Consider the following 14,630-nt stretch of genomic DNA (forward strand, 5'->3'; position numbering starts at 1 on the left):
GTGGGCATGACCGACTTCGCGGCACACCGACTGCTCCTGGTCCACGCCCACCCCGACGACGAGTCCATCGGCCAGGGCGCGACGATGGCGAAGTACGTCGCCGAGGGTCGCGGCGTGACGCTGGTGACCTGCACGGCCGGCGAGATGGGCGAGATCCTGGTGCCCGAGCTCGAGCACCTCGCCGCCGACAAGGACGACGGGCTCGGCCTGCACCGGCGCGGCGAGCTGGACGCGGCGATGGCCGCGCTCGGCGTCACCGACCACCGGTTCCTCGGCGGTTTCGGCACCTACCGCGACTCCGGCATGAAGTGGCACGAGGACGGCCACGCCATCCCTGCGGACGAGGTGCACGAGAACGCCTTCTGGCACGCCGACCTCACCGAGGCCGCCAGCCACCTGGTCAGCGTGATCCGCGAGGTCCGGCCGCAGGTGCTGGTGACCTACGACGAGTTCGGCGGCTACGGCCACCCCGACCATATCCAGGCCCACCGGGTCGCGATGTACGCCGCGCAGCTGGCCGCCGTGCCGTCGTACCGCCGTGACCTGGGGGAGGCGTGGGAGATCGCGAAGATCTATTGGGGCGCCATGTCCGACAGCCGGTTCCGCGACGGCCTTCGGAAGCTCCGCGAAGCAGGCGACTCGACGTCGTTCGAGGGGATGGATCCCGACGGCTACCTGCCGCCGTTCTTCCTCGCGGACTCCGACATCACCACCGAGATCGACGCCGTCGACTTCACCGAGCGGAAGATGGCCGCGCTCGCGGCCCATGCGACCCAGATCGAGACCGACGGCCCCTTCTTCGCGCTGTCGAACAACGAGGGTCAGCTGGTCTGGGGCCGCGAGCTGTTCCGGCTGGTCAAGGGCAAGCCCGGCCCGGTCGGCGACAACGGCTGGGAGACCGACCTGTTCGCCGGCATCGAGGGGTGAAGGGCGCGTACGTCGCGCGACCCGCGGTCGCGGTCCTCGCCCTGGCCGGCGGTGCCGTCGTCGGCGTCTGCGTCGTCGCCCTGCACACCTACTGGTGGGGTCTCCTGGTCGGTATTCTGACGACGGTCGCCCTGCTGGTGGCGATGCCGGGCGGCTGGTGGCGGCGACTGCCGTTCGCGCTCGGCTGGTCCGCCGCCGTGGTCGTGCTGACCGTCCAGCGTCCCGAGGGGGACTACCTGGTTGAGCAGTCGGCGAACGGCTACCTGTTGCTCGGCGCGGGCGTCGGGGTGCTCCTCGGCGGCGTCGTCGGGCTACGCCACCACGCGGCGCCGGAACCCCGCGATTAACGGTCCCGCCGCATCGACTTCCTAGGATGCAGGACGTGACGTTGTTGGAAGAGGCCGCTGCGGGCAAGTCCGGCAAGCCAGAGAAGCGCGAACGGCTGGGTGGCAAGGTCGTCGCGCTGGTGCTCGTGCTGCTCGTGGCACTGGTGGCCGGTGGCTACGCGGCCGCCCATCAGGTCGCCGGCGACAAGGTGCCGCTCGGCACCACGGTCTCCGGTGTCGACATCGGTGGGATGAGCCGCGCGGACGCGATCGCCGAGCTCCAGGAGGCGTTCGCCGCTCGAGGAGCGGAGCCGATCCGGGTCGAGGTCGCCGGCCCTTCGACAGGCTCAGGAACCAGGGGCGCCGACGTGCGACCCGACGAGATCGGGCTCGCCATCGACTACGCCGCCACCGTCGACGCTGCGGGAGCCGAGGACAGCTGGAGCCCCGGTCGGCAGTGGGACTACTTCACCGGCGGCGACGACCTCGACGCGGTCGTCGACGTCGACGACTCCCTCCTGTCCGCACGGCTGGCCGAGCTCTCGGAGGGCCTCGGGGTGCCGCCGAAGAACGGTCGCGTCGAGTTCGAGGACGGCCGCGTGTCCGTGGTCGACCCGGTCCCGGGCGAGGCGGTCGACACCGAGGCCGCGGGGGAGGCGCTCACCGCGGCGTACCTCGACGGGGACGACTCGGTGGAGCTGACGGTCACCGAGGCCGAGGCCGACATCGACGACGCCGACGTCCAGGAGGCCCTCAACGGCTTCGCCAACCCTGCGATGGCGTCGGCGGTGACCCTGGTCTTCGGCCGGTCCGAGGTCCGGTTGCAGCCGAGCCAGTACTCCGACGCGCTCGCGATGGTGCCCGAGGACGGCGAGCTGGTCCCGCAGATCGACGAGCGCAAGATCACCCGCCTGGTCGAGGGCGCGACGAGCAGCGGCGAGCCGGTCGACGCGACCGTCGAGCTCGTCGACGGTGAACCGAAGGTGATCCCGGCGAAGCCCGGTGTCGAGTTCGAGCCGGACGACGTGGTCGCGGTGTTCACCGACCTGCTGTCGGCGCCCGAGGGTGAGCGCACCGGGAAGGTCGAGGCCACGGTCCGCGAGGCCGACTTCACGACCAAGGAGGCCAGGGCGCTCGGGATCAAGCGCAAGGTCTCGGGGTTCACGACGTACTACCCGCACGCCGACTACCGCAACACCAACATCGGGCGCGCCGCCGAGCTGATCAACGGCACCATCCTCGAGCCAGGTGAGACCTTCTCCCTCAACGACACCGTGGGGGAGCGGACCGCCGAGAACGGCTTCACCATCGGCTACGTGATCTCCAACGGCGTCCTGGTGCAGGACTACGGCGGTGGCGTCTCGCAGATGGCGACGACCACGTTCAACGCGATGTTCTTCGCGGGTCTCGAGGACGTCGAGCACAAGCCGCACTCGTTCTACATCGACCGCTACCCGGAGGGTCGGGAAGCCACGGTCGCGTGGCCCGACCTCGACCTGCAGTTCCGCAACGACACCGACTACGGCGTGCTGATCCACGCCACGGTCACGCCGAGCACGTACTCGACCCAAGGTGTGGTGACCGTCGAGATGTACTCGACGAAGGTGTGGGACATCGAGTCGATCACCAGTGAGCGCTACAACTACCGCGCGCCGGCCACGCGGCACCTGACCACACCGGACTGCGAGCCGTTCACCGGTTACTCCGGCTTCGACGTCGACGTGACCCGGGTGTTCCGGGAGCACGGCGAGGACGCGGTCCACCACACCGAGGAGTTCCACACCGCCTACACCGCCGCCGACACCGTCGTGTGCGGGCGGCCGCCCAAGCAGGACTAGAGGCAGGACAGGGAATGCTGCTCCGTGCCGCTCTCGTGCCTCCGGAGGAGGCGCTCTCCGAGCTGTGGACGGCGACGGACGCGCTGCGGAAGGTGCCCGGCACGACACCAGTGCCGCCGGAGCACCTGGACATCCCGATCGTGTCCTTCGGAAACCTGCTCCCGCCCGACTGCGACCGGCTCGCCGGCGTCCTGCGCTCCGCCTGCGAGGGCGCCGAGGGACCGGTCGTGCGGTTCCAGGACGTGACCCTGGAGGACGAGACGACGGTCGTCGTCGCGCTCGGCGGTGACACCGGGCCGGTCGCCGATCTCGCGCGCTTCGTGACCGAGGCCGCCGAACGGCTGGGACTCTACGTCGACCGGCGCCGCTTCTCCCTCCAGATCATGCTCGCGTCCGTCGCGCCGACCTCGTCACCGACCCTGCTGTCCGGGGCGCTCGCGTGCCTCGAGGACTGGACCGGCAGCCCCTGGTCGGTGCCCGGACTGTCGCTGATCCGGACCCGCTGGTCGCAGGGCAAGAGCCGGCCGGAGGAGTACGACCGGATCGCGATGCGCTGACCGGGTCAGGCCGCGGCCGCGTAGGTCGCGACGCCGAACAGGGCGCCCCCGGCGAGCAGGACGGCGTAGATCAGCCACCACCACAGGCTGCCCTCGAGCGAGCCGGCGGCCCACATGCTGACTCGCGCCCGGGCGGCCTTCCGCTCGGCCTTGGTCGGGCTCCTCTCCGGATCGAGCTTGAGCTTCGCGCGGAGGTTGCTCCTGAGGGCGGCGAACATCGCCCACCACGCGGGGAGAGCCATCGCCCAGAACACCACCCCGCACACGAGGAACGCGACCTCGACGCCGTCGGCGAACCCGAACTCGAGGAAGTTCCACCCGAGCGAGGTGAAGAGCAGCGCCCACATCGGCAGCAGCGTCGCCGGGGCTCCGATCGACATGCCGACGCCCGATCCGAGGAACATCGAGACGAGCAGCAACGGGATCCCCAGCGCGATCAACCACGAGCCGTCGGGACAGGGCGTGGAGATCTCGTAGGCGCCTCCGCTCCCACAGCTGCCACCGACACCGGCGACCGCGCGCATGGAGAGGAAGGCCCACGTCAGCGCCATCCCCATCACGACGACGCAGGCGTAGGTCACCAGGAGCTTGACGTACGGCGTGCCGGCCGCCCGCGGCTCGGATGCCGACCGTGCTGGCGGCTCGGATGCCGGCCGCGCGGGCGGCTCCGGCAGCCAGTCGGACGGCGGCACGGACTCTGACTCGTTGGCCACGGAGTCACCGTAGGGCGCGAACGCGGTCTCGTTGGGCATTTGGCATCCGCTAGAGTGAGAACACGTTCTAGTTTTCCCGAAGGTGGGCGGATGACGACCTCTACGCCGGCGGTGGCCGGGTGGTTCACGACCGGTGACGACCCGCGGCTCGTCGCCTCGCGGTGCACGTCGTGCGGCACCCTCGTCTTCCCGCCGCCGCCCGCTGAGGCCGCGAGCTTCTGCCGCAACCCGGCGTGCGAGGGCGAGACGCACGAGCCGGCGGAGCTGTCCCGGATCGGCCGGGTGTGGTCCTACACCGACGCGCAGTACCAGCCGCCGGCGCCGTACATCCCCACGACCGACCCGTTCCAGCCGTTCGCGCTGGCCGCTGTCGAGCTGCCGGAGGGGCTGGTGGTGCTCGGCCAGGTCGCCGAGGGCTACGGCGTCGCGGACCTCGCGGTCGGCGCGGAGGTGGAGCTGGTGGTCGAGACCCTCTACGAGGACGAGACCGGCGCTCGCACGACCTGGCGCTGGAAGCCTGTGGTGGAGCTGGGCGAGGAGGCCGACCAATGAGCAACGCGATCGCCGTCGCCGGCGTGGGCATGCATCCGTGGGGCAAGTGGGGCCGCCCGTTCGTGGAGTACGGCGTGCACGCCGCCCGTGAGGCGCTCGCCGACTCCGGCATCGCGTGGAGGGACGTCGACTTCGTGGTCGGTGGCGAGACGGTGCGCAACGGCTACGCCGGGTACGTGGCGGGCTCGACCTTCGCGTCGGCGCTCGGTTGGAACGGCGCGCGGATCGCGACGTCGTACGCCGCCTGTGCGACGGGTGCCCAGGCGCTCGACACTGCGCGGGCGCGGATCCTCGCCGGCCTCTGCGAGGTCGCGCTGGTCGTCGGCGCCGACACCACGCCGAAGGGCTTCCTGGCGCCGAACGCGGGGGAGCGGTGGACCGATCCCGACTGGCTGCGGTTCCGGCTGCTGGGCATGACGAACCCGGCGTACTTCGCGCTCTACGCGCGCCGGCGGATGGATCTCTACGGCGCGACCATCGAGGACTTCGCGCAGGTGAAGGTGAAGAACGCCCGGCACGGACTGGAGAACCCCAATGCCCGCTACCGCAAGGAGGTCGCGGTCGCCGACGTGCTCGGCTCGGCGATCGTGTCCGACCCTCTCCACCTGCTCGACATCTGCGCGACGTCCGACGGCGCCGCGGCCGTCGTGCTGACCAGCCTCGACTACGCCCGACGGCACGGCATCGCCGACCCGGTGCGCGTGGAGGCGGTCTCGACGGTCACGCCGACCTTCCCCAACGCGGTGATCGACATGCCGCTGCTGGCGACCGATCACGCGGCTGGCGGGGCGCCGGAGCGGAGCTTCAAGGAGTCGATCGCCCACGCGGCCTACGAGGAGGCCGGCATCGGCCCCGACGACGTCGACGTCGCCGAGGTCTACGACCTGTCGACCGCCCTCGAGCTGGACTGGATCGAGGACCTGGGCCTCTGCAAGCGCGGCGAGGCCGAGGTGCTGCTCCGCGCCGGCGACACGACCGTCGGCGGCCGGATCCCGGTCAACCCGTCCGGCGGGCTCGCCTGCTTCGGCGAGGCGGTGCCGGCCCAGGCGCTGGCCCAGGTCTGCGAGCTCACCTGGCAGCTCCGCGGCCAGGCCACCGGTCGCCAGGTCGACGGCGCCCGGGTCGGGATCACCGCCAACCAGGGGCTCTTCGGCCACGGCTCGTCGGTGCTGCTCGTCCGCTGAGATCTATCCGGCCGGAACGACCCGCCACACGACGTGCTCGCCCGGGAGTCCCTTGAGCTCGATGGGGTCGGTCGGGTCGATCAGCGCGACCGCGGCGTCGTCGTCCAGCGCCGCGCGGACGGCGTCGCTGCAGAGCACCTCGCCGCCGGAGGCGAGGTCGGCGACCCGGGCGGCGAGGGCGACGTTCTCGCCGAAGTAGTCGCCGTCCTTGGCGACCACCTGGCCCGTGTGGATCCCGATCCGGACCCGGACCTTGCCGTGCCGGCGGAGCACCTCGGACGGGCGCCGCAGGTCGCTCTGGATCCCCACCGCGGCGCGACAGGCGGCCTCGGGGTCGCGGAAGACGAACATGAAGCCGTCACCGGCGGTCTTCACGACCTGCCCGCGGTACCGCGCGATCCGTCCCCGCAGGACCGAGTCGTGTGCCTCCAGCACCCGTACCCAGGTCTTGTCGCCCATCCGGGCGTTGAGCTGGGTGGAGTTCTCGATGTCGGAGAAGCAGATGGTCACAGTGCCGTCGGGCGCCGCCATGTGCACGATCTCTGCTTCCTCCTCGCGCGCCCACGCGGTCATCTCCTCGATGGTGCTCTGGATGACGCCGGTGATGCCCTGCTCCCGCACCTTGCTGGCGGTCCGGATCATCCGGCTGATCGCGCGCTCGGTCGGGTTCTGCGCCGGTCGCGGACGGAGCGCGGCGTCGAGGTCGGCCTCGAGTTGCTCGACGTGCGCGACGTGCGCGGTGAGGTCGACCTGCTGGCGTCGTACGACGACCGCCAGGGCGATCACGGCGGCCAGCAGGATCACGCACAGCACTGCGAGCATGACCGTCACGGGCGTCACTTTATTGCCCGCGGCTGTTGCTCCCCTGGGTAGCGTGAGTTCGTGGCCAACGAACTTGGTGCCCCCGCGATCGCCACCCTCGGTGAGCTGCGTGCTTCGGGGCACGTCCTGAAGACGCTCCGCGAGGAGATCCGCGACAACCTGCTGAGGAAGCTCGCCGCCGGCGAGGATCCGTGGCCCGGCTTGCACGGCTTCGAGTCCACGGTCGTCCCGCAGCTCGAGCGGGCCCTGCTCGCCGGGCACGACGTGGTCCTCCTGGGCGAGCGCGGCCAGGGCAAGACCCGCCTGTTGCGGACGATCGTCGGCCTGCTCGACGAGTGGACCCCCGTCATCTCCGGCTCCGAGCTGGGGGAGCACCCCTACGAGCCGATCACCGTGGGATCGAAGTCCGCCCTCGCCGCGCACGGCGACGAGCTGCGGATCTCGTGGCGCCACCGCACGGAGCGCTACGCCGAGAAGCTGGCCACGCCCGACACCTCGGTCGCCGACCTGATCGGCGACGTGGACCCGATGAAGGTGGCCGAGGGCCGGTCGCTCGGGGACCCCGAGACCATCCACTTCGGTCTCATCCCGCGCAGCCACCGTGGGATCGTCGCGATCAACGAGCTCCCGGACCTGGCCGAGCGGATCCAGGTCGCGATGCTCAATGTGATGGAGGAGCGCGACATCCAGATCCGCGGTTACGTCCTGCGGCTCCCGCTCGACGTGCTCGTGGTGGCCTCGGCCAACCCCGAGGACTACACCAACCGCGGCCGGATCATCACGCCGCTCAAGGACAGGTTCGGCGCGGAGATCCGCACCCACTACCCGAGCGAGCTCGACGCCGAGATGGCCGTGATCCGCCAAGAGGCACATCTCGTCGCCGACGTACCCGAGCCCCTGCTCGAGGTCCTCGCCAGGTTCACCCGCAACCTGCGGGAGTCGACCGCGGTCGACCAGCGCTCCGGCGTCTCGGCGCGGTTCGCGATCGCCGGCGCCGAGACCATCGCGGCGTCCGCCCTGCGCCGGGCGACCCTGCTCGGTGAGGACGTCGCCGTCGCCCGCGTCGTTGACCTGGAGACCGCGGTCGACGTGCTCGGCGGCAAGATCGAGTTCGAGTCGGGCGAGGAGGGCCGGGAGGCCGAGATCCTCACCCACCTGCTCCGCACGGCGACCGCCGAGACCGTCCGCGAGCACTTCCGCGGTCTCGACTTCGCGCTGCTCGTGGAGGCGATCGAGGAGGGCGCGACCGTGATCACCGGGTCGGGCGTCTCCGCGCGCGACGTGCTCGCAGGCCTGCCGGTCTTGGGCGAGTCCGAGCTCTACGACGAGGTCTGCGAGCGGGTGCTGGGTGCCGGCGGCGGCCAGACGGACGGCGAGCGCGCCTGCGCGATCGAGCTCGCCCTCGAAGGCCTGTTCCTGGCCCGCAAGATCGGCAAGGACACCGACGGGAGCGAGACGATCTATGGCTAGACACCCCACGACGTTCTCCGTCTCCCCCAACCGGTCCGCACTCTGCAGCGAACCCGCACACTCAATCCTCCGGCGAACAACGCCGCGGGGACCCCGAAAAGCTAGGCAGCGCCGGACATGAGCCGCTACCGCCGGTACGACGGCGGCGACCCGCTCGCCCCGCCCGTCGACATCGCCGAGGCCCTCGACGCCATCGGCGAGGACGTCATGGCCGGCTACAGCCCGGAGCGGGCGATGCAGGAGTTCCTCCGCCGCGGCGGACAGGACCGTGACGGGCTCGACGACCTCGCCCGCCGGGTGGCCGAACGGCGCCGCGACATCCTCCAGCAGCACAACCTCGACGGCACGCTCGCGCAGGTACGTGAGCTGCTGGAGCGGGCCGTGCTCGAGGAGCGCAAGCAGCTGGCCCGCGACGCGATGATGGACGACGGCGATCGCGCGTTCCGGGAGATGCGTCTCGACAACCTCCCGACGTCGACGGCGGCCGCGGTCACCGAGCTGTCCGATTACGACTGGCAGTCGCCGGACGCCCGGCAGGCCTACGAGGAGATCAAGGACCTGCTCGGCCGCGAGTTGCTCGACCAGCGGTTCGCCGGCATGAAGCAGGCCCTCGAGGGCGCGACCGACGAGGACCGGGCGGCGATCCAGGAGATGCTGACGGACCTCAACGAGCTGCTGGAGAAGCATGCCGCGGGTGAGGACACCCAGCAGGACTTCGACGACTTCATGAGTAAACATGGAGACTTCTTCACTGGGCCTAATGGGAACCCCCAGAACGTCGACGAGCTGATCGACGCGATGGCCCAGCGGTCGGCCGCCGCGCAGCGGATGCTCAACTCGATGAGCGCCGAGCAGCGCGAGGAGCTGATGCAGCTGTCCGCGCAGGCGTTCGGGTCCCCGCAGCTGACGCAGCAGCTCGCCCGCCTCGACGGCAACCTGCAGGCGTTGCGGCCAGGGGAGGACTGGAACGGTTCGGAGCGGTTCCAGGGCGACCAGGGGGTCGGCCTGGGCGACGGCACTGGGATGCTGCAGGACCTCGCCGACCTCGACGCCCTCTCGGACCAGCTCTCCCAGTCGTACGGCGGCGCCCGGCTCGATGACGTCGACCTCGACAAGCTGGCCCGCCAGCTCGGCGACCAGGCCGCCGTCGACGCCCGGCGCCTCCAGGAGCTCGAGCGCGCGCTCCGGAAGACCGGCACGATGGAGCGGGGCTTCGACGGCGAGCTCCGGCTGACCCCGAAGGCGATGCGCCAGCTCGGCAAGGCGCTGCTGCGCGACGTGGCCCAGCGGCTCTCGGGCCGGCAGGGACAGCGCGACCTGCGCCAAGCCGGTGCGGCGGGCGAGCTGTCGGGGTCGACGCGGCAGTGGGTGTTCGGTGACACCGAGCCGTGGGACATCCCGAGGACGATGCTCAACGGCGCGCTGCGACGGGCTGGTGATCCGTCGGGTCCGCGGCTGTCGATCGAGGACGTCGAGGTCGCCGAGACCGAGGCCCGCACGCAGGCCGCGGTGGCGTTGTGCGTCGACACCAGCTTCTCGATGGCGATGGACGGCCGCTGGGTCCCGATGAAGCGCACGGCGCTGGCGCTGCACACGCTCATCGGCACCCGGTTCCGCGGCGACTCGCTGGAGCTGATCGGGTTCGGTCGGCACGCGGAGACGATGGACATTGAGCAGCTCACCGCGCTCGACGCCCGCTGGGCGAAGGGCACCAACCTCCACCACGCCCTGCTGCTCGCCAACCGGCACTTCCGCAAGCATCCCAACGCGCAGCCGGTGCTGCTCATCGTCACCGACGGTGAGCCGACGTCCCACCTCGAGCCCGACGGCGAGGTGTTCTTCAGCTACCCGCCCCACCCGATGACGATCGCGCTCGCCGTGCGCGAGCTCGACAACGCCCGCCGGCTCGGCGCGCAGACCACCTTCTTCCGCCTCGGCGACGATCCCGGCCTCGCCCGCTTCATCGACTCGATGGCCCGCCGTGCCGAGGGCACGGTGATCGCCCCCGAGAGCGACGACCTCGGCGCCGCCGTCGTCGGCTCCTACCTCGGCTCCCGCGCCCCGCAGGACCGGTTCGGCCCCGGTTCGTACGGCGACTGGTTCGGCGGCCGGGGGTTCTGGGTCGGCTGATGGGGATGCCATGAGCAGACCGGTCGGCCGCGCACCGGGCGACGTGCTCATCCATCTCCGCCGTGCTCGCGACCGGATCGACCGGCACTACGCGGAGCCGCTCGACCTCGACGACCTCGCCCGCACCGCGGGCATCAGCAAGTTCCACTTCCATCGCCTCTTCACCGCGACGTACGGCCGCACCCCCGCGGCGTACCTCTCCGAGCGTCGGATCGAGCGCGCCCAGGACCTGCTGCGTGCCACCAACCTGACCGTGACCGAGGTCTGTCACGCCGTCGGGTTCGCAAGCCTCGGCTCGTTCAGCTCGCGGTTCCGGCAGGTGGTGGGGGAGACGCCGAAGGCGTTCCAGGAACGGTGGGGTGCGGAGGCCCCGCGGATACCCGGTTGCTTCGTCCTGATGTGGGGCCTCGCGGAGCGGGCGCGCTCCGCAAGCCAGGAGAAGCCAGTTGTCGACGACCGCAACTAGCGTCGAGGCATGATCACGAACATCGGCATCACGAGTGTCTTCGTCAAGGACGTCGACGAGTCCAAGAAGTTCTACCTCGAGGTCCTCGGGTTCGACGAGGGGACCGACATCACCCTCGGTGACGGCTACCGCTGGTGCACCGTCGTCCACCCGAGCCAGCCCGAGCTCCAGGTGCACCTGACCGTCCCGGGTCCCCCTCACTCGCCGGAGATGGTCGAGGCGATCAACCGCGCGCTCGACGAGGGTGGCATGCACGGGCTCGGCCTCAACGTGGACGACTGCCGCAAGACGGCCGACGAGCTCCGCGAGCAGGGCGTCCAGTTCATCCAGGAGCCCGAGGAGCGCCCCTACGGCGTCGAGGCGGTCATCCGCGACAACAGCGGCAACTGGATGGTGCTCGTCGAGCCGAAGGACTACAGCGCCGCCGACTTCGACTGACCATCCGTCGACGGACGCGCTCAGGGGTGCAGGACGGCGGCCAGCTCCTCGATCCCGTCGACCAGCCGCGTGCCGGGCCGCGCCCAGGACGCGTTGGCGTCGACGGCGTGCACAGGGACACCGGCGGGTAGGCGTCCGCGTCGTACGACGTCGTCGGCGAGCTCCTGCGCACCCGCGCGGTCGTAGCCGCAAGGAGCCAACACGATCAGGTCGGGCCGGGCGTCGGTGACGGCCTCCCACGTCGTCCGCACCGACTTCTCGCCCGCGGTGCCGAGCACGCACTCGCCGCCCGCGAGCTCGATCATCTGGGGGATCCAGTGGCCCGGGGCGAACGGCGGGTCCGTCCACTCGAGGAGCACGACGCGCGGCCGGTCACGCCCCGCCACCCGCGCGCGGACCGCCGCGACGCGGTCCCGCTGCGCAGCGACGAGCGCGACCGCCTCGTCCTCCCGGCCGGTCGCGCGGCCCAGCGTCACGATCGACTCCAGCACCTCGTCAAGGGTGTGCGGGTCGCAGGTGAGCACCTCGGCGGTACAACCGAGGTGGGCGAGCGCGTCGTCGACGACCGACACGTCGACCGCGCACACCGCGCACAGGTCCTGGGTCACCACGAGATCGGCGTCGAGCCCGGCGAGCGCGCCGGCATCGAGGTGGTAGAGGTCCTCGCCACGACGCATCGCGTCAACGACGTACTCATCGATCTCCCGCGGCGTCAACCCCTCCGGCATGGCCGACGTCGACACGATCCGTCGGTCCCGCGCCTCTTCCGGGTGGTCGCACTCGAAGGTCACGCCGACCACGTCGTCGCCCGCTCCGATCGCGAACAGGATCTCGGTGGTGGAGGGCAGCAACGACACGATTCGCACGCCCCCGACAATAGGGGCGATGTCCGATCCCACCGTGACCGTCCTCGTCCTCCTCGGGTTGGCCGCGCTGGCGGCCGGGTTCGTGGACGCGGTCGTGGGCGGCGGCGGGCTGATCCAGCTGCCCGCGCTGCTCATCGGCCTTCCGGGCGCGTCGCCGGTCCAGATCCTCGCTACCAACAAGGTGGCCTCCATCTGCGGGACGACGGCGGCCTCGGCGACGTACTACCGGCGGATCCGGCCCGACCCCCGCACCTTCGGGCCGCTGATGATCTGCGCGCTGGTCGGCTCCTTCGCCGGCGCGCTGGTCGCCTCGCAGATCCCGCGCGAGGCGTTCGAGCCGATCGTGCTCGTCGTCCTGATCGTGCTCGGGGCGTACGTCGTGCTCCAGCCCGACCTCGGGGAGGAGACCCTGCTGCGGTTCGCCGGCGGCCAGCACCTGGCCGCGGCGATGGCGGTCGGTGCCGTGATCGGGTTCTACGACGGCGCGCTCGGTCCGGGCACCGGCACTTTCTTCGTGATCGCGCTGGTCGGCCTGCTCGGCTACGACTTCCTCGAGGCGTCGGCGAAGGCCCGGCTCGCGAACTGGGCCACCAACCTCGGCGCCCTGCTGCTCTTCATCCCTACCGGGGCGGTCCTGTGGAAGGTCGGGCTGCTGATGGGCGTGTGCAACCTCGCCGGCGGCTACCTCGGTGCGCGGACGGCGGTCGACAGGGGAGCCAAGTTCGTCCGCGTGTTCTTCATCGTCGTCGTCTCCGCGTTCATCGTCCGCATCGGCGGTGACGTGTTCGGCGCCTGGTGACCCTGGTGACTCGTGAGCGTCGGTAGCGGGTCGTAGGTTGGCTGGCGTGCCGCCCACCTGGATCACTGCCTTCCTCGACTTCGCCCCGGACGGCTTCGACGACGGCGTCCGCTTCTGGTCCGCCCTGACGGAGTACGACGTCAGCAGTCGCCGCGGCGACGCCGACGAGTTCGCCACCCTCGTGCCGGGCGACGGCGCTGCCTTCCTCCGCGTGCAGCGGCTGGAGACCGGGGCGGACCGGATCCATCTCGACCTGCACGTCGAAGCCCCACGCGCCGCCGCCGACGACGCGATCGACCTCGGGGCGACCGAGGTCGCCGACCACGGGTACGTGGTCCTGCGATCTCCCGGCGGATTCACGTTCTGCTTCGTGCCGCACCGGGCATCGACCCGGCCCGGACCGACCGCCTGGCCCGACGGGCACTCCTCGCTCCTCGACCAGGTGTGCCTCGACATCCCGGCGTCGTCGTACGAGCGCGAGAGCGAGTTCTGGCGGGACCTGACCGGTTGGGAGGAGCGGGCTTCGTCGGTGTCGACGGAGTTCCACTCGCTGCTGCGTCCCGAGGGGCACCCGCTCCGGCTGCTGCTCCAACGGCTCGGCGAGCAGACCGGTGATGTCCGTGCGCACCTGGACTGGGCCACGACCGATCGCAGCGCCGAGACCGCCCGCCACGTCGGCCGCGGGGCGGCTGTGGTTGCCGTGCACGAGGGGTGGACGGTGCTCGCCGATCCGAACGGGCGCGTCTACTGCATCACCGACCGCAAACCCGCCACCGGCCTGCCCGGCTGACGATCCGCAAACCAGGGTGCGGCTGTTGTCGGTCGCGGCTAGGGCACGTCTCCTTGTCCGGCGGCGTCGCGAGCGGCGTTTCCGGCCGATCTGGCAAGGCGGCGGAGCGAAGTCGTGCTTGTCCGCCCATCGAGCGACGCCAACGCAGCCAGATCGAGGCGGAAACGTCGCGTAGCAGGCGCGGGACAAGGAGACGTGCCCTAGCGTCGCGGCCATGGACGCTGCTTCCCGGACCGACCCACCGCTCGAAGCCGACGAGGCCACGATGGTGCGTGCCTTCCTCGACTACCACCGCGACACGCTTCGGTGGAAGGTCGCCGGGCTCACCCGGGAGCAGCTCGGTCAGACGCTCCCGCCGAGCTCGATGACACTGGGCGGGATGGTCAAGCACCTCGCGCTGGTGGAGTCGGACTGGTTCGAGGTGGTGCTCGCGGGCGGTGACCTGATGCCGCCGTTTCCTGACGTCGACTGGGATGCCGATCCCGACTGGGAGTGGCGGACCGGTGCCGACGACGGTCCGGAGGCGCTGATGGCGCTCTTCGACGACGCCCTGGCCCGCGCCGACCGGGCCATCGACGAGGCCGTCGCGAAGCCGACCGGGCTCGACACCCGCTCGGTGCAGCCGTCGAGGAGGGGAGACGGGTACTTCACCCTGCGCTGGATCCTGCTCCACATGATCGAGGAGTACGCACGGCACAACGGCCACGCCGACCTGCTGCGGGAGTCGATCGACGGCGTGACGGGGGAGTAGC

General features: G+C 71.0%; 16 protein-coding genes. 13 read left to right on the plus strand and 3 right to left on the minus strand.

From position 1 onward, the window contains the following. The first annotated feature begins 6 nt into the window (after positions 1 to 6). From mshB to SHK19_RS04600, 4 genes are read left to right on the plus strand one after another with little or no spacing between them, the layout of a single operon-like run. Positions 7 to 927, plus strand: a complete 921-nt coding sequence (mshB, locus tag SHK19_RS04585) for an N-acetyl-1-D-myo-inositol-2-amino-2-deoxy-alpha-D-glucopyranoside deacetylase (RefSeq protein WP_322937961.1) — start codon at positions 7 to 9, stop codon at positions 925 to 927. Next, complete coding sequence (locus SHK19_RS04590; protein ID WP_322937962.1) at positions 924 to 1,274, plus strand: hypothetical protein; 351 nt, start codon at positions 924 to 926, stop codon at positions 1,272 to 1,274. The genes mshB and SHK19_RS04590 overlap by 4 nt, the downstream gene beginning before the upstream one ends. A gap of 35 nt (positions 1,275 to 1,309) precedes the next feature. Continuing rightward, a complete protein-coding gene (locus SHK19_RS04595; RefSeq protein WP_322456681.1) occupies positions 1,310 to 3,091 on the plus strand; it encodes a VanW family protein in 1,782 nt (593 codons plus the stop codon). 14 nt (positions 3,092 to 3,105) lie between these two features. Further along, positions 3,106 to 3,648, plus strand: a complete 543-nt coding sequence (locus tag SHK19_RS04600) for a 2'-5' RNA ligase family protein (RefSeq protein ID WP_322937963.1) — start codon at positions 3,106 to 3,108, stop codon at positions 3,646 to 3,648. 5 nt (positions 3,649 to 3,653) lie between these two features. Here the strand turns inward: SHK19_RS04600 and SHK19_RS04605 are convergent, their stop codons facing one another. Next, the gene (locus SHK19_RS04605; RefSeq protein WP_322937964.1) at positions 3,654 to 4,400 is read right to left on the minus strand and encodes a hypothetical protein; all 747 of its coding nucleotides are present in this window, start codon (positions 4,398 to 4,400) and stop codon (positions 3,654 to 3,656) included. 51 nt (positions 4,401 to 4,451) lie between these two features. On the opposite strand from SHK19_RS04605, the gene SHK19_RS04610 reads away from it, so the two are divergent. Then, the gene (locus SHK19_RS04610; RefSeq protein ID WP_322456678.1) at positions 4,452 to 4,913 is read left to right on the plus strand and encodes a Zn-ribbon domain-containing OB-fold protein; all 462 of its coding nucleotides are present in this window, start codon (positions 4,452 to 4,454) and stop codon (positions 4,911 to 4,913) included. Next, positions 4,910 to 6,097, plus strand: a complete 1,188-nt coding sequence (locus SHK19_RS04615) for a lipid-transfer protein (RefSeq protein ID WP_322937965.1) — start codon at positions 4,910 to 4,912, stop codon at positions 6,095 to 6,097. Before SHK19_RS04610 ends, SHK19_RS04615 begins: the two co-directional genes overlap by 4 nt. Before the next feature lie 3 nt (positions 6,098 to 6,100). Here SHK19_RS04615 and SHK19_RS04620 read toward each other — a convergent pair whose 3' ends face one another. Then, positions 6,101 to 6,919 carry an adenylate/guanylate cyclase domain-containing protein gene (locus SHK19_RS04620; protein ID WP_322938672.1) on the minus strand — a complete coding sequence of 273 codons (819 nt, stop codon included), beginning with the start codon at positions 6,917 to 6,919 and terminating at the stop codon, positions 6,101 to 6,103. A 60-nt stretch (positions 6,920 to 6,979) separates the two neighbouring features. Between SHK19_RS04620 and SHK19_RS04625 the strand changes: the two genes are divergently transcribed. From SHK19_RS04625 to SHK19_RS04640, 4 genes are all read left to right on the plus strand, one after another. Continuing rightward, a complete protein-coding gene (locus SHK19_RS04625) occupies positions 6,980 to 8,389 on the plus strand; it encodes a magnesium chelatase (RefSeq protein WP_322937966.1) in 1,410 nt (469 codons plus the stop codon). Positions 8,390 to 8,506: 117 nt separating this feature from the next. Beyond that, complete coding sequence (locus SHK19_RS04630; RefSeq protein ID WP_322456675.1) at positions 8,507 to 10,519, plus strand: VWA domain-containing protein; 2,013 nt, start codon at positions 8,507 to 8,509, stop codon at positions 10,517 to 10,519. A 10-nt stretch (positions 10,520 to 10,529) separates the two neighbouring features. Next, a complete protein-coding gene (locus SHK19_RS04635; protein ID WP_322456674.1) occupies positions 10,530 to 10,985 on the plus strand; it encodes an AraC family transcriptional regulator in 456 nt (151 codons plus the stop codon). 9 nt (positions 10,986 to 10,994) lie between these two features. After that, the gene (locus SHK19_RS04640) at positions 10,995 to 11,423 is read left to right on the plus strand and encodes a VOC family protein (RefSeq protein ID WP_322456673.1); all 429 of its coding nucleotides are present in this window, start codon (positions 10,995 to 10,997) and stop codon (positions 11,421 to 11,423) included. A 20-nt stretch (positions 11,424 to 11,443) separates the two neighbouring features. Here the strand turns inward: SHK19_RS04640 and SHK19_RS04645 are convergent, their stop codons facing one another. Beyond that, a complete protein-coding gene (locus tag SHK19_RS04645) occupies positions 11,444 to 12,289 on the minus strand; it encodes a cobalamin-binding protein (RefSeq protein WP_322937967.1) in 846 nt (281 codons plus the stop codon). 19 nt (positions 12,290 to 12,308) lie between these two features. Between SHK19_RS04645 and SHK19_RS04650 the strand changes: the two genes are divergently transcribed. From SHK19_RS04650 to SHK19_RS04660, 3 genes are all read left to right on the plus strand, one after another. After that, positions 12,309 to 13,088: a TSUP family transporter gene (locus SHK19_RS04650; protein ID WP_322456671.1), complete on the plus strand. Its 780-nt coding sequence runs from the start codon at positions 12,309 to 12,311 to the stop codon at positions 13,086 to 13,088. Between the two features lie 46 nt (positions 13,089 to 13,134). Then, a complete protein-coding gene (locus SHK19_RS04655; RefSeq protein WP_322456670.1) occupies positions 13,135 to 13,878 on the plus strand; it encodes a VOC family protein in 744 nt (247 codons plus the stop codon). 214 nt (positions 13,879 to 14,092) lie between these two features. Next, positions 14,093 to 14,629: a DinB family protein gene (locus SHK19_RS04660; protein WP_322456669.1), complete on the plus strand. Its 537-nt coding sequence runs from the start codon at positions 14,093 to 14,095 to the stop codon at positions 14,627 to 14,629. The last annotated feature ends 1 nt before the right edge of the window (position 14,630 follow it).

Source organism: Nocardioides bizhenqiangii (assembly GCF_034661235.1).
Taxonomy (GTDB): domain Bacteria; phylum Actinomycetota; class Actinomycetes; order Propionibacteriales; family Nocardioidaceae; genus Nocardioides; species Nocardioides bizhenqiangii.

What these genes read in the sequence shown, in the direction of transcription:
- SHK19_RS04630 (WP_322456675.1), top strand. Translation starts at nt 8,507, where the DNA reads ATGAGCCGCTACCGCCGGTACGACGGCGGCGACCCGCTCGCCCCGCCC.
- SHK19_RS04600 (WP_322937963.1), top strand. Translation starts at nt 3,106, where the DNA reads ATGCTGCTCCGTGCCGCTCTCGTGCCTCCGGAGGAGGCGCTCTCCGAG.
- SHK19_RS04605 (WP_322937964.1), bottom strand. Translation starts at nt 4,400, where the DNA reads ATGCCCAACGAGACCGCGTTCGCGCCCTACGGTGACTCCGTGGCCAAC.
- SHK19_RS04660 (WP_322456669.1), top strand. Translation starts at nt 14,093, where the DNA reads ATGGACGCTGCTTCCCGGACCGACCCACCGCTCGAAGCCGACGAGGCC.
- SHK19_RS04650 (WP_322456671.1), top strand. Translation starts at nt 12,309, where the DNA reads ATGTCCGATCCCACCGTGACCGTCCTCGTCCTCCTCGGGTTGGCCGCG.
- SHK19_RS04620 (WP_322938672.1), bottom strand. Translation starts at nt 6,919, where the DNA reads ATGCTCGCAGTGCTGTGCGTGATCCTGCTGGCCGCCGTGATCGCCCTG.
- SHK19_RS04635 (WP_322456674.1), top strand. Translation starts at nt 10,530, where the DNA reads ATGAGCAGACCGGTCGGCCGCGCACCGGGCGACGTGCTCATCCATCTC.
- SHK19_RS04615 (WP_322937965.1), top strand. Translation starts at nt 4,910, where the DNA reads ATGAGCAACGCGATCGCCGTCGCCGGCGTGGGCATGCATCCGTGGGGC.
- SHK19_RS04610 (WP_322456678.1), top strand. Translation starts at nt 4,452, where the DNA reads ATGACGACCTCTACGCCGGCGGTGGCCGGGTGGTTCACGACCGGTGAC.
- mshB (WP_322937961.1), top strand. Translation starts at nt 7, where the DNA reads ATGACCGACTTCGCGGCACACCGACTGCTCCTGGTCCACGCCCACCCC.
- SHK19_RS04640 (WP_322456673.1), top strand. Translation starts at nt 10,995, where the DNA reads ATGATCACGAACATCGGCATCACGAGTGTCTTCGTCAAGGACGTCGAC.